At 47.1% G+C, this 1363-nt stretch carries 2 protein-coding genes and 1 pseudogene; all 3 read right to left on the reverse strand.

The window, feature by feature from the left end:
- Positions 1–518, reverse strand: a 518-nt coding sequence (locus tag KGF65_RS17210) for a Mobilization protein MobB (RefSeq protein WP_253955362.1), incomplete at its 3' end; no start/stop codon positions are given.
- A 49-nt stretch (positions 519–567) separates the two neighbouring features.
- Positions 568–1245: pseudogene (locus KGF65_RS17215) on the reverse strand (relaxase/mobilization nuclease domain-containing protein); the annotation flags it as partial.
- Positions 1227–1322 (reverse strand): plasmid mobilization relaxosome protein MobC, encoded by a 96-nt coding sequence (gene mobC, locus KGF65_RS16620; protein WP_250856694.1) that lies wholly within the window; start codon positions 1320–1322, stop codon positions 1227–1229. The gene mobC and the pseudogene KGF65_RS17215, both read right to left, overlap by 19 nt.
- Positions 1323–1363: the final 41 nt, after the last annotated feature.

The raw sequence follows: 1363 nt of genomic DNA on the forward strand, positions 1-1363 counted from the left end.
ACAGCCAGCAGATAATTCTTAATTTCATACCACGAGAACCGCTTTTTCGTGGTTTGTAACTGCTGATCCATTTGATCAGCGACTTGGGCCATCGTCTCTTGAATGGTCTGGTTCACTTGGTCGCTGAGTTGGCTGAGGCGCTGGTTGTTTTTGGCTTGTTCGGTTTGAATTTGTTTGAGCGCGGTCAGATTTTCCTGACTGATCAGGTTGGTCTGCTTTTGGAATGCTGCGTAGGCGCTTTGTAAGGTCTGTTTTAATTGGGCCTGCGAGCTGGCGTTGCTGCTGTCTAAGTTGTTTAAGGTCGTCTGAAACTGTTGGTTGACTTGTTGGGCGGTCTGTTCGATCTGATGAAGTTGTTGATCGAGGGACGTTTTGGCTGTGGCTTGCAGTTGAATCTGAGTGCCCTGGTAATTCCGGAGTTCGGCTATGGTCTGATTGAGCTGGGTCAATTGTTGGGTTAACGGTTCGTTCTGGTTGCTGGTTGGTTCTTGTTTGGTTTTGTCGGCTTGCCAACTCATTAAAAATCGTCTCCTTTTCATAATCAAGCCCGAGTTTGGTTCCCCGAGACTTGTAATTGGTCCCTAATAGCTGATAGGTGAGATTTTTGCCCCGTTCCCATACTTTAACTGCCTGTTGTTTCAAGTCGTCCTGAAAGGCCTGAAAATCGCGAATCAGGGGGTTCTGCATGGTGTGATCGACGGCTTGGCGGATTTGATCTTTCCAAGTGGGCTGCTGTTTAGCCCGGAGCTTAATTTCGGCCATTGAGCGTTTCTCGTGACGGTTAGGATCGGGCCGGGTGACCATTAAGCCATGTTCCTGGCACACTTGATCCGTGATGTGGACTAAGTGATCGCGATATTGGTGCCAATTACCGTGCATTTTTTGCCCGGTTTCCAGGTTAATCGCGCCAATGACGGCATGGACGTGTAACGAATCGGTATCGGCATGTTCATAAAGGGCCACCTGTTGATTGGGATAGGCTTTGGCATAAACTTCTTTGGCAACGGCTAAAACCGTTGTCTGATCATGAGGATCTTGCGGATTAAATTCCAACGGGCTAAAGGCAATCCGGCTGGCATACGCTTGGGTTTTACCAGGATTGCCATAGACGGCCCGCACTTGTTTAAATTCGCTTTTAGCGTACTGAATATCTAAATTGAGGCCATCTTTTTTGATGGCTCGTTTTTCAGCGTAATTGACTAACCTAGATGCACTGGTGGAACGTTTTATGTGAGTTGTTGCCATACGCGTTGCACCTCGTTTTGTAAATCCTTTAATGCTTGGGGATCGATTTGACCACCTTGATTAGCATGATGGGCCAATTGATTAAGATTACCGCCAATTTTAGCTAACTGATGAGTGA

It is taken from the genome of Lactiplantibacillus sp. 30.2.29 (assembly GCF_018991255.1).
Lineage (GTDB): Bacteria > Bacillota > Bacilli > Lactobacillales > Lactobacillaceae > Lactiplantibacillus > Lactiplantibacillus pentosus.